This is a genomic window from Gilliamella sp. wkB18 (genome assembly GCF_001690875.1).
Lineage (GTDB): Bacteria > Pseudomonadota > Gammaproteobacteria > Enterobacterales > Orbaceae > Gilliamella > Gilliamella apicola_A.
The window spans coordinates 1-19,270 of sequence record NZ_LZHM01000025.1 but is presented as its reverse complement, the minus strand read 5'-3'; the positions used below and the strand labels follow the sequence as shown (position 1 = coordinate 19,270).

Sequence of the window (19,270 nt, the reverse complement as noted above, 5' to 3'; positions counted from 1 at the left end):
TATTATTATCAATATATATTATGTCATTACATGAAATTACCAATGCAATTATACAATTTATTGAAAATCATCAGGTATGGGCTTTGCCAATTATTTTTTTGTTAGCATTTGGTGAGTCGCTTGCCATTATTTCATTATTACTTCCTGCTACCGCCATTTTACTTGGTTCAGGCGCTTTGATTGGTTCTGGAGCTATTTCATTTGTACCTGTTTTAATAGCAGCTTCGTTGGGTGCTGCTATTGGTGATTTTGTTTCTTATTGGTTAGGAAAATACTATCATCAACAGGTTATTTCTTCTTGGCCTTTGAATAAACACCCAAAATTGATTTATCGTGCAGAGCAGTTTTTTATGCGTTACGGAATATTTGGCGTATTTATTGGCCGTTTTTTTGGACCTTTGCGTGCAATTGTTCCTTTGGTTGCTGGCACAATGCATATGCCAGCAATCAAGTTTAATGTAGCTAATGTTGTTTCAGCTCCTATTTGGGCATTTGTATTATTAGCTCCAGGCGCATTTGGGGTTCCTTTCTTAGAAACTCTTTTCGGTTAAATTGTTCCTACATTATAACTACGACGCCCACTTTTACGCCCAAGCGCTTCTAAATTAGTTTGTAAAGGTGGGAATGGTAAAGTTAAATTGTTCTTGCGATATGCTTCAAGTATTAACTTATGAATTGCACTACGTAAAAGCATTCTATGATCCATTTCAGCGGCAAAGACGCGTAATTCAAATAACTGGATGCCTTCTTGAATATCGACTAAAAACACTTGAGGTTCCGGATCACTAAGCACATATTCACATTCATTAGAAGCTTGTTGTAATAATTTAATAACCAGATCACTATCTGCATCAATTGTTGCTGGAATGGTTAGTACAATACGTGTAATAGAATCAGATAAAGACCAATTAACTAATTGCTCAGTAATAAAGGCTTTATTCGGCATTACAATTTCTTTACGATCCCAATCAACAATAGTGATTGCTCGTGTATTGATTTTCGCAATACTTCCCGTAAGCTCACGAATCGTCACAGTATCGCCAATACGGACAGGTTTTTCAAATAAAATAATCAATCCAGAAATAAAATTTGCAAAAATTTCTTGCAAACCAAATCCTAGACCAACACCTAATGCAGCAATTAACCATTGAATTTTTGACCAATCTATACCTATAAATGAAAATGCAATCATTGATCCGATCATTAAAATAATATATTTGGATATTGTAGAAATTGCATAGCCAGTACCTGGTGCTAAATCTAAGTGTTGTAAAATGCCTAGCTCTAATAAAGCAGGTAAATTTTTAACTAACTGAATAGTAATAGTCATTACTAAAATCGCAATGCACACCGCACCAAGAGTAATATACTGTTCTATTTCGGCACCGTTGACGATAGTACTGGTTCCCCAAAGTTTAATATTATTCATAAAAGCAAAGGCTGAATGTAATTCTGACCAGAGTAAAATCATACTAATTAATGCAATTAACATAATTATGGATCGCACTAAATGTAGAGATTGGGCACTAATAGCATCTAAATCTATGACTGGTTCATCGAGATTTTCATTGGTTGAATTATCGTCTTCTTGAATTTTTGCTCGTTGCATACGTTCCAGACGGCGTTGCTTTGTTCGTTCAAATTCAATACGACGTTTTTGGATCCACATCCAGCGACGAACCATAAAATAGATAACTAATAAGCCGAACCAAATGATCACAGATGCTTCAAGACGTCCTAATAATACTTGAGCTGTGGATAAATAGCCTAAGCATGCAGCAATAATGGCCAACCACGGTGCACTTAGTAAAATAAACCATAAAATATGGCTTAAAAGATTATCCCCGGTTCCTTTTTTGTCAATAAATAAAGGTACTCCAGCACGGTGAATAGAATTGGTCATAAATACTAATGCAAAGCAAAGCAGAATAAAAGCAGAACGCCCAATTGTTGCGGCAAATTGCCGATTACTAAACTGATCAAAACTCATTACGATCATAACAAGTGGGATCACTAGCCATACTGAAAGTTGATAGTATTTCATTGCAGCACGAACATTTTTTGCCAACCAACCAAAATGAGTGATAAATAAGCCATTTGGGGCCGCAAAATGCGAAGTTATAATAAAAACCCATAAAATCGGTGCGGCTGCATTAACCCCATAGCCTAATGCGACAGCAACTGGGTAATCCCAATTAATTTGTAAAGTATAACCAAAAACTGCCCATAATATAGGTATAGGCAATGCCATTATTAATGAGAAAATAACGACTTTTAAGGTTAATGAATAGCTATCTTGTGTTACTTTACCTACTCGTATTGCTGATTTATTTAAAAATGTGTTGTACTTGATACGCATTTTTAAATGGGCAAAAACGAAAAACATCGATAATATAAGTAGAAACAATGGTTTTGGTGAACTAAGTGCTTCTAAGCTTGCATTATATAGTTGTGATAATGTGTCGATTGAAAAGATAACATAAACCACATCTTTAGCTAGATTTAGAGGAAAGTTTAATGAAATAGGATTGACATTGGCAACCCAGAAGAAGTAGCGATGAGTGGCGTCATTAATTTCGTCAATTACATTAGTTAATTGTTTATTCGCTATTTTTAATTTTGCAAGTTCAAGAATTGTTGTATCTGTTCCTGAAATTAACGTTTTAAGCAGCTCTGTTTGTTCACGTAGTAAACGTCGGTATTGAGCTGCTTCTTTTGTATTATTAAAAGGAGACTTATTTAAGGAAGGATAGTTGTCTAATGCCGCTAAATTATTTGTGTAGTTAAGCTGTTGTGCTTTTTCTTCAGCAATTTCGGCATCAAGCTCATGCGATTTTGGTTTTTCTGGTAGATGTAAAAGTTGTTGGCGTAATGTTTCGCCAAGAGCAGTTGAAAAACTCAACCATTCTCCTTGTTCATCTAGTGTTGCCAGTGTATTTTGAGCGTGTGAAATTTGCGTGGTAATATTATTTTGTTCATTAATAATGCTAGTCAAATGTGATTTTTGAGAGTCCATGTATTGCCGAAGCTCATCATTTTTATTACTTAACTGGCTAATAAGTAGAGATAATTCCTGTTCATTATTAATGGTTATTGACTCTGCAAAAATTACTGAAGAACAAATCATCAGTACAAAACTTAAAATACCACGCATCCACATAAGGTTAAATCCTTTCGGCTAATATCTGTCCAACTCGAGTAATATCACCGATTTTAATATTTTTAGAAAATTCAATTGAGTTTGAAGCAAATAATGTTATCACCGTTGAGCCCAATTTAAAACTACCCATATCTTGCCCTTTGACGAGTTTTACTTCATCCTTATAATTCCAACATTTCATAATACCTTCTCGAGGCGGTGTAATTATGCCTTCCCATTGTACTTCAATGCTACCAACTATTGTTGCACCCACTAAAATTTGCGCCATAGGGCCAAGCTCAGTTTCAAACAAACAAATTACACGTTCGTTACGAGCAAAAATATTGGGAATATTTTCTGTTGTTGCTTTATTAACCGAAAAAAGTGAACCAGGAATATAAATCATTTCACGTAAAATTCCATCGCATGGCATATGAAAACGATGATAATCTTTAGGTGATAAATAGGTTGTTACATAGGTCCCATTTTTGAAAAATTTAATCATTTCAGGATGACAAGCAAGTAGTGATTCTAATGAGTAGAAATGCCCTTTTGCCTGTAATAACTGATTATCTTGAATTAAGCCAAATTGGCTAATCACCCCGTCTGCAGGCATAACTATTGTATTATTTGCTGTATTAACTGGTCTTGCTTCTTCTTTTAATTCTCGGGAGAAAAAATCATTAAAAGTCTTGTAATCTGTTGCATTAGTAAGTTTTGCTTCGCTTAAATCTACTTTATACAGTTTACAAAAACCTATGATCATCCATGTTGTAACCTTTCCTAGCTGTTTTTTAGCTAACCAACCGAATATGACAGTTAATAGCTGTTTAGGGAGAAGATACTGAATAATTGTTTTTAGCTGATTTAACATAGATTGCTCTCTAATTATGATAAAAATTGCATCATTATAGCAATATTTACAATGATTGCATTAAAGTTAATCTTAACATGATGAGTAAGTTATTGGTGTTGAGTGAGGAACATGAACAATAATTATAGAAGATGAATAATCTGTTAATAGAACATTTTTTAATATTATGACAAGGAAAAAATATTATATTGAATAATTTATTATTGAAATAGATAAAATCTAATTTGTTAAAAATGCTTATTAAATTGTATTTTTTGAACTATAACATTCAGAAATTATTGATGAAAATTTGATCTGCGGTGGGGTTTTAATTTTACTTGCTAAATCAACTCTTAGCTGGGTTTCACGAACATTCTAGATGAGCTTAAACTGAAATCTTTGTTTTTTTATGCTGGCATATTTAAGTGTATAAAATTAGTTTTTATTATTTTAATTAAAGCATCCATAAAAATTACAACTGTTTACAATTTTTAAAGTTTGTTATTAAATGCAAACCAATAAAACTATAAAAAGTATAACAGTAAGGAGAACAATAAAACTAACAATTATTAATACTTAATAAATTGCCTGAACAGCAAATAAAGGAGTTATGTAAAGTAGGCAAATTAAATGATTTAGAATGAAAGGAAATAAACAAAAATTAACTGTTAATGGGTTATAAAGCACCGATACAGAAAAAATGTTTAATAAATTAGAGTCCTAAATCTACAAAAGCGGGATAAAAATAATTAAGGATATTATGTTTTACCTAATAATTTTTTAAGTTATAAGAGATTTATAAATAAAATGGAAAAAAAATATAAAGTTATATCTAGTTTAACATCGCAGCGATGTAGCATTACTTCTGAAATATCACATCATAAAAAATTAAAAGTTAAAAAAATATTAGCTATAGCCGCGTTAATGGGAACTTCCTGTTTTTCTTATGCTGACTGTTCATCCGATAATAATATTAGGGGAGTTTTTGCAAATAATGGATCTAATTGTACGTTTTCTAATGATGTATATAAAGGTAGTAATATTGCTCGTATAGAAGGTGAAGGCACCGTAGCAACATTTAAAGCTAATAAAGTTGAGATGTATAATACTGCAGTAAATGGTACGCATTCTTTGGCAATAGGTGGTGGTAATGGTGGTAATAACATTCCTGGCGGTTCAGCTATATTTGAAGGCAGCTTACAAATTGAGGCAGGAGTCAAAACTTCTCGTGGTATTTATATGGGGGATGGCGGCAATTTACTTATTAAAGGGGATTTATCAATAAGTAAAAATTCTGCTAATGGTGCAACTATTGACATCGTAGAAAACACCAATAACGCTATTATTAATGGGACAACCAAACTAACCACAAAAGGAGCAGATGCTATACGTAATGGTGGGAACCTTACATTTAATGGTGATCTTATCATAGAAAATGATCAAACCTCTGGTATTGGAATCCATAATGGTAGATCAAGTGATGGTATTTTGACATTAAATAAAAATACGCAGATTATAACAAAAGGGATGGCTATTAAATTAGATCGAGGGACATTAACAAATAATGGTGTTTTAACTATTGATTCTTTAACTAACGATTCTATGATTGTGTCTGCAGTTTCTCAAGGGGATAGCACAATATTTAACAATAATGGCACAATAAAATCAGATTCAGCTAATGTTGAAAGTATGTTTAGTCATCAATCAGCAGGTACATTAATTGTTAATAATGGTAAATCTGGTGATCTTTCTTTCGAAAAAGGTTTGCTATTTAGCAATACATCAAATGGTACTATCCAAGTTAATAACAAAGGAAAACTTTTAGGGAAAATGGATGCAAATAGTGGTATTATCGATCTTGATAATACTGGTGTATGGCATAGTAATGGTCAATCCAACTTAAATAATGTCATTAATGCTGGTACTATTGAATTCTTGCATAATTCACCAAATGAATTTTATACAATTAATGTTAAAGGCGATTATGTAGGTAAAAGTGGTGTTGTGAAAATGCATACAGTATGGAATGCACCAGGTAATGAAAATGGAGATAATTCTTTATCAGATACACTAAAAATTGCTGGCTCAGCAACAGGAAACACCAAAATTATTCCAGTATCAGAAAATGGTAAAGAAAATATAATAGATGGTGATGTTAAATATATCGGAAAAGTGATTAATACTATTCCTGTTGTCTATGTAGCGAATAGTAGTAATGACACAGCATTTGAAGGTACAGCCAAAACTACTGGTGCTATTGAAGTTCAGTTAGCAAAGCGTATAACAACTACTGGAGATGAATATTTCTGGGTTATGGCTGTTGAAGATCCAAGTGCAAATGGGGGGATAAGCTCAGGTATGACTCCTCAATTTGATTATAATTGGCTTCATATTGGCTCTAATCCATACTTAAATTCTAAATCTGGAACACTTATTTATGCAGAATCCGTTTCTGGCTATACTTTAATGCCTCGTATTAATTTAGAGCAAGGATATTCAAGTATTGCGACTTTAAGGGAACGCCGTGGAAGTTTTTCTTGTTATGATTGTAGCTCAGATGATGATAGCCATACATGGGGACGTTTCTTTGGTAAACACCATAAACAAGATGGAAAAGAACGGTTGAATCTCGACACAAATATTTATGGTTTACAAATTGGGCATGATTTTTTAGCAAATAAAACCAGTAATAATGACCTTTTTTTACTTGGTGCTTATCTATCATATAGTAAAGCAAATACAGATTTCTCAGATAAATATCATGCTAAAAATGGCATTATCATTCGAGATAAAAAAACAGGTGATGGTAAATCTGAAAGCTTTGGCTTAGGTATAACTGGCACTTTTTATACAAATAGTGGTAGCTATATTGATTTAGTTGGTCAGCTCTCTTATTTGAACAACAAATATCATGCACGAAATGGTAATAATTCTGATAGTCAACGTGGTTGGGGAACCGCAATTTCTGCGGAAGTTGGACAATCTTTTGATTTGTACGGTGCTAATTGGTCAATTGAACCTCAAGCACAGTTGATTTACCAATATCTCAAATTAAATAGAGTTAATGATGGTGTTCGCCATATAGATCAAAATGGTCAAGATGGTTTGCGTGGCCGCCTTGGTGTAATGTTGTCCTATAATGATACTAGTGTAGTGGCTCAACATAAATCTTTTTATGTAATTGGGAATCTATGGCATGACTTTATGAGTTCTGGCGAGACTAATATTGGTCATGACAAAATAAGCGAAAAATTTAATAAAACTTGGGGGGAATTTGGTATTGGAACGCAATTATCTATAGCTCAAAACACAAGTTTATATGGTGATATCCGCTATGAACATAGCTTTAGTAGTGCTAAGCGTCAAAGTTTCTCAGGTAACTTTGGTGTGATGATAAATTGGTAATTATTTAAATTGGCATATTTACCACAAGATTTGCACTCATTTATAAATAAAATGTGTACAAATCTTGTGGTTTTATTTTGAATGAACGATAAATCAGTCAAAAAGTCATTAAGTTAATCTTGAAATTTTTCATATAAAATCCGAATATGCTTAACCAATAAGTACATAAACTTATAGTAAATAACTGTAAGATTGTTTTTATTAGAGTACATTATTTAAAATAGTATAAAAATACTTAATTATTAATAATAAACATGGCATTAATATAGTTATAAACATTGTATGCAACAAAACAAACTTAGCATGTTAATGTTGTTTTGTGTGACAATGCCTTTGATCCTAAAGTTAGGTGCATTACTGATATAACCAATAAGTTTTTTCAAATTTGTACATTAAAGATTTTATTTTGTCTTACGATAAATTAGAAAATATAAGCTAAGTTAGCGAATTATCCAAAAACTTGAAAAATGATCCAGTAAATTAATGCCAATAATTGGTTTATTGTGCCTATTGTCTTTTAATGGTATGACATTATCATCGCTGTCTACTGATAAAATAGCAAGTATAACCACGCTGATAATAAATAGATTTATAAATATTACAGTAACTATGATAATCGGTATGCAAGCTCATTCTCTATTCTAATTGATTTTGGATAATTAACACAAAAGTAATAATATTATAGTACTTTGTTTCATATAAGATTAGATAAACTAATATGCAGAATTAAACTGACTATTCTTAATAATTACTAAATCTCTGAGATTAAAATTTCAGGATAATCATAACTAATTTTTAAATAATAGTAGTTAAATTTATTTGGCTATGCCAATAAATTTAGAAAATATTAGAGCATATAAATTAGTTAAAACACTAATAGATTCTTTAATTAGGATATTTTAAGATCATTTCAAATCAACAGCCATCTACACCAACAAATTAAGACTAATTAATTTAAATAACATTAAAAAATAGATAACACTACTTTTGAGGAGTTCTTTACATTGATTGATAGTTGATAGTTGATAGTTGATAGTTGATAGTTGATAGTTGATCTTAGATATAGCTTAATATTCATTTAAAAAAGATTAAAATTTATATCGATTAAATAATTATTTAATATTGCTAACAGTATATTATTAGTAAAATTTTAGTGAGCTAGAGTATTGTATAGCTTTTTATAAATTTAATGATAGATAAAAAATATTCAATTTACATTTTTTATTTTATTCATTAGTAAGTAATATTTTATCAATATGCTCTATAATTTTAGTAAACTTTCTAAGTTGTACTCATGTTTCTATTTTGAATAGGACGCAGGGAATAATATTTATTAGATTAAAGAACTTGCTAATCAGCAAGTTCTTTATTAAGAATATTAATTTATTTCAATTGGTTATAAAGTAATTGAAGGTCGTATTTTCTGCCAAATAGATACTAGTTAATAGTATATGGCAGAATTTATTCATTTTAATTACCAGTTTATTTTCAGACCAATGTTACCTCGGAAGCTTTGGCGTTTACTGCCACTAAAATTATGTTCGTAGCGAATATCACTATAAAGCTCACTTTGATTAGTAACAGGTATATTTAAACCTAAACCAATTTCCCCCCAAGTTTTGTTAAATTTCTCGCTTATTTTGTCACGACCAATTTTTACTTCATCTGGGTTGAGGAAATCGTGCCAAATATTACCAATTGCATACACTGATGTATTTTGACCTTCTTTATCTAGTTCATTATAAGAGAGCATTAAACTAACACGACCACGTAAAGTATCTTGATTATTCTGATCAACGTGACGAACCCTGTCGGTAAATTTATTAAGTTTTACCATTTGGTAAATAAGTTGTGCTTGTGGTTCAATAGACCAATTGGTGTCATTCAATGGAATTGAATGACCTGTTTCAGCCGAAAGCGCTACTCCCCAACCATCTTGAGTAGAAGGGTTTTTTCCTGTTCGAGCATTATATTTGTTACGTAGGTAAGATAATTGCCCCACTAGGTCAATATAAGTGCCAGTGCCAGAGTAATAAGTATTTGTTATACCTAAGCTAAAACTATCAGACTCACCTTTACCAGTTTTTTTGTTGCCGATAACGATACCATTTCTAGCATGGTATCTATCTGAAAAATCAGTGTTGGCTCTTGTATAAGATATGTAGCCACCTAGCAAGCTAAGGCCATTATTACCAGTCGGTGTAACTAAGAAATCATGTCCTATTTGTAAACCATAAATATTTGTATTCAGATTTAAACGTGTTTTTCCATCTTGTTTCTGATGCTTACCGAAAATACGCGCCCAAGTGTTTTGATTATTATCTGTAGCACAATTTAAGCAATAGATATCACCACGGCGTTCTCTTAGATTTGCCAAACTTGAAAATCCTTGTTCAAAGTTAACGCTAGGCATAAGCGTATAACCAGCAACTGCATCTGCATAAATGGCTATATTCGATTTTGCATTCATGGCGGCTACATTTCCAGTATCCGATTTTATTTGTGTTGTCCAGAAATATTCATCATGGTTATCTACAGTACGTTTAGCTAACTGAACTTCTGTTGCACCTGTAGTTTGAGCTGTACCAATAAAAGCAACTTCTGCTCCACTATTAGCAACATTGACTACTGGAATAGTATTGATTAGTTTTTCAACTTCTTGTACATCACCATCGATGATTTTTTCTATACCATCATTAGATACTGGAATAATAGTAGTAATACCTTTGGCTGTACCGGCAATGTTTAAAACATCTGATTCGGAGTTGGCTTCGCTTTCGCCACTAGGCGCATTCCATACAGTATGCATTTTCACTACACCATTTTGACCGACATAATCGCCTGTAATATCAATAGTAAAAAATTCACTAGTATTACGGACTAGCGATGGTAAGTGTTTGAAATGAATAGTACCTGAATTAGTTACGTTTGTCAGCTTAGAATGTTCAGTCGTTTCCCAAACACCAGTATTATTTAGATTAATGATACCATCACTGGTTTCAATTTTACCAGACAAGATCCCTGCATTATTAGCTACAATGGTGCCTGTAGAGGTATTAGTGAAGATATTGCCGCTATCTGAGGCCAATATCCCATTTTTAGTATTGTTTATTTGCAATGTACCGGTGCCATCATGCTGGATAATAGCTTCGATATTATTCACCTTACTGATATCTAGGCTACCACTATTATTAAATGTAGCGATTTGACCTAATTGAACTGTACTATGTAAAGCTGCTTTATCATCGGCTTTTTCGAAGGTAAGTTTACCTAGATTAGATAGAGTACCACCCGCCAATTCAATTGCTGTTCCAGCATTATTTTTAGTAATATTAGTATCTTTTAACATCAGAGTTCCATCAGATAGGTATATGGCTTTAGCTTCTGATGCGATAATGTCTAATTGTGAATCTTCAGCAGCGATGATGTTTCCGCCTTCAACATGAATACCATTACCATCGTTTGCATGAATAGTAGTTTGTTTATTCAAGTTTAAGGTGCCGTTTGATATTTTAATACCATGACCAGTATCATTAGTGGTAAGGGTGGTATTAGCAGCTAAGTTAACTATGCCATCTCTCATGTTAATTGCGTTACCTTTACCATTAGTTGTGATAGCTAATAGGTTAGCTTTATCACTGCTTATGGTGCCACCGTCAATGTTAATACCATCGCCTTCTTTAGTGTTGATAATTGTTTCTTGGTTAAGGTTCAATTTAGATTTTTGACTCATATTTATACCATTACCAGTACCTTCGGCATTAAGCAACGTTTTAGTAGCTAAGCTAACTTCTCCTTCATTTTGTATTTTTATAACGTCACCAATGCCAGCATTTTTATGCTCTGGTTTACCTTCACCATGTGTAGTTGCATTAAGTTCTGAGCCAAAAGTAACCTTACTATTACCCGAAACATATAATGATGTACCAGAAGCATACCATTGATCTCCAGAACCATGTGAATCAATGTTGGTTGTTCCATCAATTTTAATCTCGCCACCATAAATATCCATGGAGTTATGGCTTCCTTCTAATATTGATGATTTTAAGTTAAGATCACCTTTAACATGGATCAAGCCAGAAGTTTGGACTATTGCTTTCCCTCTTTCTATAGAGATGTTGAGGTTTTCATCAAAAATTATATTACCTGCACTATTTTTTAAGCCTACATAATTTGCTTCAATCTCTACATTTTTTTTAAAATTAAAATCTCCACCAAATTGGGTATTATTTTGCTCTGAACCATTTCGAATGCCATCACCATCTGATTTTATATTTGTTTCATCTTTTACTATAATTTTTGCTGAATGTGCATTAGCCAAAGATACATCAATAGGTGCCCCAGTTTCATATTCTGCTTGGTTTTGATCATTTTTATCAGCCCAATGATTTGAATGGTTGATATTCAATTTTCCATTAACAATTAATTCACTATTATCGCCTATTAAGATACCGCTTGGTCGGTATTGTTTTTTTGTCTCATCTGGTGGTACAGTTTTAGCGCTAACATTAATGCTTAAATCGCCATCCACAGTAATTACCCCACCAGAACTTGGTCGATTGTTCACAGGAGATTGTCCAGGGTAAGGCTCTGCTGTACCAATCACTAATGCATGATTTTGGTTTTGGCTAGTAATTGTTACCTTACCACTAGTTGGTTTAAAGGTAACTTTTCCTCCGTTATCAACGGAAATTACTTTATTGTCTTTACCTTTAGTTTCTGTTCCTGTGTAACTATCTTCGTTAAGCTCACAGCTACTACCGCTAATATTGATCTTAGTTGGATCGCTTGCAGTACATGGGCTAGCCATTGTATTAGCAGAAAGAGTAGCTAGTGCAGTTACTGCTAACAGTTTGATGCTTTTAGTTTTTCCCTTTTTTGCTAGCTCTGAAACAACAACCCATTGTCGCTTAGATGTATGCCAGACTATTTTGTAAACTTTGTTCATATCCTCACCTATAGATAAAAATTACTTCTGTATCTAACTTTATTTGAACTTATTTAAAAAGAGTTCTCAGTTATTTTTGATTATTATTAATTAACGATAGTAATTGTTTTAATTAATATAAAGGACATTTATATTAATTAGATTTTTACCATTAAATGATAATAAAACGTAATATATGTATATAAATTGATTAAATTGTTATTTATATGTTAAAGATGGACCATTCTATTGTTATTTATTTTATATGTATATAAAAAAATTATTTTTATGTTTGAGTGTGTAATTTTTAGGCATAGGTGAGTTGTTTACAAAATAAAAGTTTTATTAGGTTGCATAAGCAAGTAATACCAAAAGTGGTATCACTGATACTCATACCACTGTTGGTTATAAAAAAAATAACAAGTTGTTGATTGCGAATACTGGAGTTAATATTCCAATGGACCATTTCATGTAGCCAAAAAAACTAGGCATGTTAATTTTATTTTGGATAGCAATACTTTTAACCATAAGGTTTGGAGCATTGCCAATATAGCTAAGTGCTCCCATAAAAACTGACCCTATTGATATGGCTAATAAGGTTTTTTCAAGTGTAGTCATCAAGGTTACCGCATTGCCCGATGCCAAGTTAAAAAATACCAGGTAAGTTGGTGCATTGTCTAAGAAACTAGATAGTAATCCTGAAAACCAAAAATACATACTATTAATTGGTTGACCTTGTTGGTTATTGACTAATGATACAAGTGAGGATAATGCACCATTGTTTCCTGCTCTTAAAATCGCAAGCACTGGTACAATAGTGATAAATATACCGAGAAATAGTTTAGCTACTTCAACAATTGGTTCCCAATTAAAATCATTACTAGCTCGAATTGATTTTGAAGTAATGAATGTAGAAGTGATGGTGATAATTATAAAAAAAATATCTCTTATAAGACTAGATAAACTAAGATGAGTATCCAAAATAGTTATCCCTAATGAGGTTTGCCAAAGTCCTGATAATAAAACCATGGTTATAATCATAGCTAATAAAAAGATATTTTTTATACCATATAGCTTAATGGATTTATTTGTTTTTATAATTGTAATCAATTTAATACTGTTGTATTGTAATTGGAAATAGTAGCGATCAATAAAATAAAAAATAGTCAGCAATAACAATGAACTCAACAAAACGGGTAACAACATATTTTTAACAGTCCAGAAAAAATCGATACCTTTTAAAAATCCGATAAACAATGGCGGATCACCAAGTGGTGTTAATCCTCCGCCTATATTAGCAACTAAAAAGATAAAGAAGATAATAATATGAACAGCTTGTTTTCGATTACGATTTGCTCTAATTAGTGGGCGTATCATTACCATGGCTGCTCCTGTTGTCCCCATGATTGATGCTAATAAAGTACCGATTGCTAACAAGCTAACATTTAATTCTGGTGTACTGATGATTTCACTTTTAATGAAAATACCACCTGAAACCGTAAACAAAGCCATTAGTAATAAAATAAAAGGAATATATTCTGCTAATATTGCATGAGTAATCATCTCTATCGTGGTTTGATATCCAAAACAATAAAAAGCCGATATCATAAATAGTAATACCCAGAAAATAATGATTTTTCCATAATGATGATGCCAAATACGCGGAGTGATTAATGGTAATAAAGCAATGGAAATTAAAGTTCCAGCAAATGGAATGCACCAAATTAATGAAAAATGATGTTGGCTAAAATCATCAGCATAAAGATCAAATGGTGTGAATATCAATATTGGTATTAGCGATAAAGTAATAAAATGCTTCATTAGATTAATTATTTTTCTTTAATTTAACAATATCATAGCAAATAATCACAACTTTGTACTGATTTTTATCTCTTAAATTACCCTAATAATGAATTAATGAATATTATTATGCAGTTATTTATAACAATAAAAGGCTTTTTATATTTATCCACCCTTTATTATATATTCAACATGTTATGAGTTCACACAGTAACTATTTGTTATCAAATAAATGTCGACTATTAAAAAGTTTTAATTAATTGCTATATGGAAGCGATTAGTTCTTTCTTAAAAATTAAAGATAACGGAATTACTTTCTAATAAGTTAAAATGGTTATAGCATAAGCAATATTGAGTCAATATCCATTTGCGATTTAAGGAAATATCTATGAGTATGTATACAACAAAAAAGTTTGTTGAAAAGTTACAAAGTATTGTAGGTAAAAAACATACTTTAACAGATTTTTCTCGTACATTACCTTATCGTCAAGGTATTCGTTTTGGTGAAGGTGATGCATTGGCAGTTGTTTTGCCGGGAACGTTAGTTGAACAGTGGCAGGTGTTAAAGGCATGTGTTGAAGCGGATGTGATTGTTATCACACAATCCGCAAATACTGGTTTAACTGGTGGTTCAACGCCTGATGGTAATGACTATGATCGTCCTGTTGTTATTGTTAGCACTCGTCGCTTGGATGGAATCAAAGTGATAGAAAATGGTGAACAAGTTGTCTGCTTACCGGGTAGTACACTTTTTCGTCTAGAAAAGGAATTAAAAAAATATCATCGAGGTCCACATTCGGTTATAGGTTCATCTTGCATTGGCGCTTCTGTGATGGGTGGGGTATGTAATAATTCGGGTGGAGCACTGATTCAGCGTGGGCCTGCTTATACTCAAATGGCGGTGTTTGCTCAATTAGATGCGCAAGGGCAATTGCGTTTAGTTAATCATTTAGGTATAGAATTGGGTGATGAACCAGAAACAATTTTACAGAATCTTCAAAATCATACTTATACTGATAAGGATATTAAACATGATGCTGGTTTAGGCCATGATCACCATTATTGTGAGCATGTTCGTGAAGTAGATGCCGATACGCCTGCTAGATTTAATGCTGATCCTGCTCGTCATTATGAAGCATCAGGTAGTGCTGGTAGATTAATGGTATTTGCTGTGCGCCTTGATACATTTCCGTTAGATAAAAAATCAGCCGTATTTTATATTGGTACAAATGATATTAATGAATTAAATGGTATTCGTCGCCACATTTTAAGCCAATTTAAAACCTTGCCTGTGTCGGGCGAATATATACATCGCGTGGCTTTTGATATTGCCGCAGTTTATGGGAAACCGACCTTTTTAGCCATTAAAAAGTTAGGTACAGATATGATGCCACGCATGTTTGTATTTAAGAACTTTGTTGATCGTGTTACCGCTAAAATTCCATTTTTTCCAAAGAATTTTTCGGATCGGTTTTCTATCTTTGCTTGCAAATTTTTGCCAAATCATTTACCAAAATCAATGCGTGATTATCGTGATCGTTATGAACATCATCTTATTTTAAAAATGGCCGATGATGGGATTGCAGAAGCCGAGGCTTTTTTAAAAGATTATTTTCAAAATAAAAATGGTAATTACTTTTTATGTGATGAAAAAGAAGCCGAAGCAGCAATGCTACACCGTTTTGCAGCAGCAGGTGCTGCAACGGCATATCGCAATGTACATAGTAAAACAGTGGAAAACATTGTTGCATTAGATATTGCATTACGACGCAATGATACCGATTGGTTTGAGACGCTACCAGATAATATTGATCAGAAATTTATTTATAAAATGTATTATGGGCATTTTTTCTGTTATGTATTTCATCAAGATTATATAGCTAAAAAAGGGGTGGATTGCGATAAAGTTAAAGAAGAGATTTTAGCATTGCTTGATCAGCGTGGTGCGCAATATCCAGCCGAGCACAATGTGGGGCATTTGTATCATGCCAATGAGGATTTGAAAAAATTCTATCAAGAGCTTGATCCTACAAACAGCCTTAATCCGGGCATCGGTAAAACATCTAAGAAGAAAAATTGGGCTTAATTTTTTTAAATTCTAGATGCTTAAAACCAACCGCTCGAAATCACATCTAGCGGTTTTTTCAGCATAACATCACAATAGAACAATTAGTAGTTATTTGATCACACCAACTTTTTTAATTGATATAAAATTTCTAATGCTTGTTTTGGTGTTAGAGCATCAGGATCAATCTGTTTTAACGCTTCTTCAACTTCCGAAGGTTCAGGTTCGTTGATAAAAGAAAGTTGAGATTGAGCAACGCCACTGTTAGCCGTTTGTTTTGAAATAATCTCGAGTTCTTTCAATTTTTGTTTAGCTCGCTTTAATACTGTCTTAGGCACACCGGCAAGTCCAGCAACAGCAATACCAAAACTTTTACTCGCTGCGCCTTCAGATACTTCGTGGATAAAAGCAACGGTATTATCGTGTTCAATGGCATCAAAGTGGATATTATAAACACCTTGCATATGTTCGGGTAATTGGGTTAATTCAAAGTAATGAGTGGCAAAAAGCGTCATTGATTTGATTTCATTTGCTAAATTTTCAGCACAAGCCCAAGCTAATGAAAGCCCATCATATGTTGAAGTTCCTCGACCAATTTCATCCATTAATACTAAACTTTGTTGAGTTGCATTGTGCATAATGTTAGCCGTTTCGGTCATTTCGACCATAAAAGTGGAGCGTCCAGATGCCAAATCATCAGAAGCACCAATACGTGTAAAAATGCGATCAACAGGTCCAATGACTGCTTTTGATGCAGGGACAAAGCTACCAATATAAGATAGTAAAACAATTAAAGCAGTTTGACGCATATAAGTACTTTTACCGCCCATGTTTGGACCTGTAATAATTAACATACGTCTGCTTGGTAATAATGAGAGCGAGTTTGCAATAAACGGTGTTTGTAGCACTTGTTCAATCACCACATGTCGACCATCTTTAATTTCTATTCCTGAGTCGGTTGATAGTGTTGGTTTTTGATAGTTAAGTGTTAATGATCGTTCCGCTAGGTTGGTAAGCACATCAAGTTCGGCAATGGCCTCAGCACTGATTTGCATAGTGGCTAGATCTGGAATTAATAGATCAAATAGCTGTTCGTAAAGTTGCTTTTCGAGTGCTAATGCTCGTCCTTTGGATGTTAGCACTTTATCTTCGTACTCTTTAAGTTCGGGGATGATATATCGCTCAACATTTTTCAGTGTTTGACGACGAGTATAATGAATTGGTGCCAAATGGCTTTGCCCACGGCTGATTTGGATATAGTAGCCATGCACAGCATTAAATCCAACTTTTAATGTGTCAATGCCAAGTGTTTCACGTTCTCGGATTTCTAACTGTTCTAAATAATTGGTTGCACCATCGGCTAAACTTCGTAGTTCGTCTAGTTCTGCATTATATCCATTAGCAATAACCCCACCATCACGAATAATTACTGGCGGTGTTTCAACAATAGCCTGATTTAATATTTCGGCTATACGGTCAAATTGATTTATTTTTTTACGCAAATTAATTAACGCAGGTGAAGTAAGACCACTTAATAGTGTTTGTAATTGTGGTAATAAATTATAAGCATCACGTAAACGAGCAAAATCACGAGGTCGAGCCGTATGTAATGCAAGTCTTGCTAAAATACGTTCCAAATCACCAATTTGTTTTAATAATGGATTAACTTCATCAATATAATTTTGTAATTCGCCAATAGCTTGTTGTCGATTTTGTAATATAGTCAAATTACGAATTGGTGAATGCAACCAACGTTTAAGCATACGGCTACCCATTGGTGTTTGAGTTTTATCAAGTATTTCCGCTACAGTATTTTGAGTTCCACCAGATAGGTTTTCGGTGATTTCTAGATTACGACGTGTTGCGGCATCTAACACGACAAAATCATAAGCCGACTGTTTGACAATTGAACGTATATGAGGTAGAGCTGTTCGCTGGGTATCTTTAACATATTGTAACAAACAGCCAGCTGCACAAAGTGCATAATGACAGTCTTCCACACCAAATCCAATTAAATCATTAGTGCCAAATTGTAGATTAAGCTGTTGTTTTGCTGTTTCAAGATCAAAGTCCCATTGCGGGCGACGGCGCAATCCAGAGTTATTTTCAATTAATGGCATGGATTGAAATTCTTCTGGATATAATAATTCGACAGGACTTGTACGTTGCAATTCGGCTTGAATTTCCTCGAAATTGTCACATTCGAAAATATAAAATCGTCCGGAGCTAATATCGAGCGTGGCATAGCCGTAATAATTTTTATATTGCCAAATTGATGCCAGTAAATTGTCTTTGCGATCTTCTAATAATAGCTCATCACTTACCGTACCAGGCGTTACAATACGGACAATTTTTCGTTCTACTGGTCCTTTACTAGTAGCTGGATCGCCAATCTGTTCACAAATAGCAACCGATTCACCTAGTCCAATTAACTTTGCTAAATAACTTTCAACTGCATGATAAGGCACCCCTGCCATAGGAATTGGTTCACCATTTGACGAGCCACGCTTTGTGAGAGAAATATCTAAAAGCTGCGAGGCACGCTTGGCGTCATCATAAAACATCTCATAAAAATCACCCATGCGATAAAAAAGCAAAATATCGGGATTTTCTGCTTTTAATTTTAGATATTGTTGCATCATTGGGGTGTGGTTGGTTAAATTGTATTCATTAGTCATGGCATTATTTCTATACTTGCATTTCAAAATCTATTAATTTTACTATCCCGTATTAAAAATAGCTCAATATTTTATAAATTATTAGTCAGTTGTATAACAAAAAATATAATCGATTTAACCCATATAAAATAATATAATTTCATTTCATTATAACCTATTATTGGAATGGGTTGTATGAAATTAACTGAAAGCATTTATAACAATTAGCGCCTACTTTTATTTTTTTGTTTGTAATGAAGATCATATTAAAGCGATACCAACTAATTTTGTAACTTCTAATATTTTTATTACAATAGGTTAAAGATCTACATTATTATGAAATAAGTTCTAAAAATGTCGGTAACAAATAATAATATTACGATTAAAGTAACGTTTTAAACCTAAATTGCTACAATTTATTTTG

The 19,270-nt window shown here is 33.0% G+C and carries 8 protein-coding genes; 3 read left to right on the top strand and 5 right to left on the bottom strand.

The genetic code is table 11. The features are described from left to right. Positions 1 to 20: 20 nt before the first annotated feature. Positions 21 to 551 carry a DedA family protein gene (locus A9G48_RS01160; RefSeq protein WP_034943296.1) on the top strand — a complete coding sequence of 177 codons (531 nt, stop codon included), beginning with the start codon at positions 21 to 23 and terminating at the stop codon, positions 549 to 551. Here A9G48_RS01160 and mscM read toward each other — a convergent pair. Continuing rightward, positions 548 to 3,154: a miniconductance mechanosensitive channel MscM gene (gene mscM, locus A9G48_RS01155; protein ID WP_176701984.1), complete on the bottom strand. Its 2,607-nt coding sequence runs from the start codon at positions 3,152 to 3,154 to the stop codon at positions 548 to 550. The two genes, A9G48_RS01160 and mscM, sit on opposite strands and share 4 nt — an antisense overlap. 10 nt (positions 3,155 to 3,164) lie before the next feature. After that, positions 3,165 to 4,013, bottom strand: coding sequence for an archaetidylserine decarboxylase (gene asd, locus A9G48_RS01150; RefSeq protein WP_051824987.1), 849 nt, complete (start codon positions 4,011 to 4,013; stop codon positions 3,165 to 3,167). Between the two features lie 786 nt (positions 4,014 to 4,799). Between asd and A9G48_RS01145 the strand changes: the two genes are divergently transcribed. Next, positions 4,800 to 7,397 carry an autotransporter family protein gene (locus A9G48_RS01145; protein ID WP_065575678.1) on the top strand — a complete coding sequence of 866 codons (2,598 nt, stop codon included), beginning with the start codon at positions 4,800 to 4,802 and terminating at the stop codon, positions 7,395 to 7,397. 1,474 nt (positions 7,398 to 8,871) lie between these two features. Here A9G48_RS01145 and A9G48_RS01140 read toward each other — a convergent pair. Together A9G48_RS01140 and A9G48_RS01135 are read right to left on the bottom strand one after the other, a co-directional pair. Then, positions 8,872 to 12,345, bottom strand: coding sequence for an autotransporter outer membrane beta-barrel domain-containing protein (locus tag A9G48_RS01140; protein WP_065575677.1), 3,474 nt, complete (start codon positions 12,343 to 12,345; stop codon positions 8,872 to 8,874). A gap of 384 nt (positions 12,346 to 12,729) precedes the next feature. After that, on the bottom strand, positions 12,730 to 14,145 hold the full coding sequence (locus A9G48_RS01135) for a sodium:proton antiporter (protein WP_034943293.1): 1,416 nt from the start codon (positions 14,143 to 14,145) through the stop codon (positions 12,730 to 12,732). A gap of 373 nt (positions 14,146 to 14,518) precedes the next feature. Between A9G48_RS01135 and dld the strand changes: the two genes are divergently transcribed. Continuing rightward, positions 14,519 to 16,210 (top strand): D-lactate dehydrogenase, encoded by a 1,692-nt coding sequence (dld, locus tag A9G48_RS01130; protein ID WP_065575681.1) that lies wholly within the window; start codon positions 14,519 to 14,521, stop codon positions 16,208 to 16,210. Between the two features lie 98 nt (positions 16,211 to 16,308). Here dld and mutS read toward each other — a convergent pair whose 3' ends face one another. Further along, positions 16,309 to 18,867, bottom strand: a complete 2,559-nt coding sequence (gene mutS, locus A9G48_RS01125) for a DNA mismatch repair protein MutS (protein ID WP_065575676.1) — start codon at positions 18,865 to 18,867, stop codon at positions 16,309 to 16,311. Between the last annotated feature and the right edge of the window lie 403 nt (positions 18,868 to 19,270).

Coding starts and splice junctions, on each gene's coding strand:
- A9G48_RS01160 (WP_034943296.1), top strand. CDS start 21: ATGTCATTACATGAAATTACCAATGCAATTATACAATTTATTGAAAAT.
- mscM (WP_176701984.1), bottom strand. CDS start 3,154: ATGCGTGGTATTTTAAGTTTTGTACTGATGATTTGTTCTTCAGTAATT.
- asd (WP_051824987.1), bottom strand. CDS start 4,013: ATGTTAAATCAGCTAAAAACAATTATTCAGTATCTTCTCCCTAAACAG.
- A9G48_RS01145 (WP_065575678.1), top strand. CDS start 4,800: ATGGAAAAAAAATATAAAGTTATATCTAGTTTAACATCGCAGCGATGT.
- A9G48_RS01140 (WP_065575677.1), bottom strand. CDS start 12,345: ATGAACAAAGTTTACAAAATAGTCTGGCATACATCTAAGCGACAATGG.
- A9G48_RS01135 (WP_034943293.1), bottom strand. CDS start 14,145: ATGAAGCATTTTATTACTTTATCGCTAATACCAATATTGATATTCACA.
- dld (WP_065575681.1), top strand. CDS start 14,519: ATGTATACAACAAAAAAGTTTGTTGAAAAGTTACAAAGTATTGTAGGT.
- mutS (WP_065575676.1), bottom strand. CDS start 18,867: ATGACTAATGAATACAATTTAACCAACCACACCCCAATGATGCAACAA.